Annotated in this window: 2 protein-coding genes and 1 pseudogene; all 3 read left to right on the plus strand. The window is 72.5% G+C overall.

Annotated features, from left to right (window positions below; genetic code table 11):
- Window positions 1-1,778: pseudogene (locus tag JWR81_RS14170) on the plus strand (hypothetical protein); the annotation flags it as partial.
- A gap of 245 nt (window positions 1,779-2,023) precedes the next feature.
- On the plus strand, window positions 2,024-2,287 hold the full coding sequence (locus tag JWR81_RS14175; protein ID WP_297651476.1) for a hypothetical protein: 264 nt from the start codon (window positions 2,024-2,026) through the stop codon (window positions 2,285-2,287).
- Entirely contained in the window at window positions 2,284-2,496 is a 213-nt protein-coding gene (locus tag JWR81_RS14180; protein WP_297651478.1) for a hypothetical protein, read from the plus strand. Before JWR81_RS14175 ends, JWR81_RS14180 begins: the two co-directional genes overlap by 4 nt.
- Window positions 2,497-2,502 lie beyond the last annotated feature (6 nt).

A 2,502-nucleotide genomic window follows, 5' to 3' on the forward strand; every position in this document is an offset into this window, starting at 1 on the left:
TGGACGGGGTGACGATCGAGCTGACCGCGGCGTACGTGGCGGAGTACCTGACGCTCGGGTACGCGAGCACCGTGCACGCCGGCCAGGGCCGCACCGTCGACACCTCGCACGCGGTTGTAGGGGCCGACACGGACGCGGCAGGGCTCCTCGTGCCTATGACCCGGGGCCGGGACTCGAACGTCGCGTACGTCGTCACTCAGGCCGTTGCGGCGGACCTCCCGACGGGGGCGGCGACGGAGGTTGAGCCGCGCGTTGCCCGCGCGGTCCTGGCGGACGTGCTCGAGCGCGGCGGCCACGACGTGTCGGCGCAGCAGCAGATCGTTGAGGCGGAGACGGAGCACCGCTCGACGTGGCGGAACGTCGGCGAGCTCGTGGAGGGTGTTGTGGTGGCGACGGCCGGGGCGACGTCGGCGACCCTGGACCGGCTGGCTGAGGCCGGGACGCTGACGGAGGCGCAGCGCCGCGACCTCGCCGCCGACGACTCGATGGGCGCTGTCGAGCGGATTCTCCGCGCCGCCGAGCTGGCCGGCCACGACCGCGACCAGGTTCTCACCGAGGCGCTGGAGGATCGGTCGCTGGTCGGGGCCCGCAGCACCGGGCAGGTGCTGTACCACCGGATCCAGGCGAAGGTGGAGAAGTCCCTGGCCCCGCACGTGGAGAGCTTCCACGACCTGATCCCGGCGGACGCTGCCGAGCGGGTCCGGCCGTGGCTGGAGGAGCGGGCGGAACGCGCCGACGACCGTCGCCGCGAGCTGGGCGAGCACATCGCCGACACCGCGCCGGCGTGGGCGATCGACGCGCTCGGGCCGGTGCCGGAGGAGATCCTCAGCCGCGCGGTGTGGGAGCACAAGGCGGGGTGGGCTGCCGCCTACCGGGAGCTGGCCGGGCATGAGGATGAGCGCGACGCGCTCGGGGCGGCCCCGTCGACTGGGCTGGCGGAGAAGTACGCGGTATGGCGGACCGCGCACCAGGCGCTGGACCTGCCGGACGCCCGCGCCGATGAGCGGGAGATGACGGACGGGCAGCTCCGGGCCCGCGTCGCCGGGTACGACCGGGAGCGGGCGTGGGCGCCGGCGTGGGTCGACGACGACCTGGCCGCCACCCATCAGGAGGCGGCGAAGGCCCGCGCGAACGCGGCGATCTGGTCGGCGCACGCCGCCGCGGACGGGGCCGACGCCGAGACGGCGGCCCGGCTGCGGGAAGAGGCTGACGCCGAGCGGGTGCGCGCTGCGCAGCTCCAGGAGCAGGCCGACCAGCTCGCCCTGAGCGATGAGGCCCGCGCGGCGTGGTTCGCGCACACGGCGGTGTCGCTGGACAAGGCGACCCGGGCCCGCGCGGAGCTGGAGACCCGCGGGGTCGACCTGGAACAGCCGGCGGACCGTACGACGGCCGATGAGTGGGTGCGCACGCACGCCGAGGTGGTCGGGGCGGAGGACGCGTACCGGGAGGTCGACGTCTTGGCCGACGACGTCGCCGAGCACGTCGATGTGCTGGACGGCCCGGTGTTGGAGACCGACGTCGCCGACATCCGCGACCTCGCTGTGGAGGACGAGCGGGAGCGGGCGGACGTGGCGCGGGAGGCGGATCGGGCGAAGCTCGACGACACCGCCGCCATGGTCGCGCGCGCACAGCAGGCGCTGGCCGAGATCGAGGCCCGGGACGCGGCCTTCGCCAGACGTGCAGCGGACGAAGCCCACCAGGTTGAGCTGGCGCGGTGGACCGAGGAGCAGGAACGAGAGGAAGCCGCCCGTGACGAGTCCGACGCAATCTGGGTCTAACCGAGAAGTGGCCGACGATCCCTACGGCTTGGTGGAGATGTTGGTGGCGTCGCCGAGCATGCTGCGGAAGTTCCGGCAGGATCACCGCCCGGACGCGTCGGGTCACTGTCGTAGTTGCCGGGCGGGGGCTGACGGGTCGGGTCGGGTGATGCAGTGCAGTTTGTGGCTGGCGGCGGAGGCGGCGAAGCGGCTGCTGGAACTACCTCCCTCTTGACTTTGTCGCGCAACGCGATAAGGTTCTAGGCATGAGCAACGGCCTTCCCCACCACTCGATCGGCACGACCGGCCCCACCGGAAAGATCCATCTAGGCAGCAAGTACGGAGTGAAGAACTGCGACCCGCGCGGACGCCGCCCAGGCATCAACCGCGTCCTCGCCGACGTCAGCCCGACCGATCACACCAAGGGCGGCATCCTGCGGATCCTGACCACGCTCGACCTGGACGCGGACCGACTGTGTGCCCGGTGCTTCCCTGCCCACGTGCGCGACGCGTTCAAGGCAGCTCGATGACCGACCCGCTCATGTCCCGCGAGGAAGTCGCGGCGCTGCTCGGCATCAAACCGAACAGCGTCCGCGACGTCCTCCGGAGGCGTGGCATCACCGAGCAGCGCGGCTACCCACGCGAGGCCGTCGAGGCGCTCGACTACGTGAAGCGCGCCGGCCAGGGCCGCCGCACCGACCTGTCCCCCACTACCGAGGAGCCTGGAACCGATGAGTGAGACCGC

This window comes from Pseudonocardia sp. (genome assembly GCF_025965585.1).
Taxonomy (GTDB): domain Bacteria; phylum Actinomycetota; class Actinomycetes; order Mycobacteriales; family Pseudonocardiaceae; genus Pseudonocardia.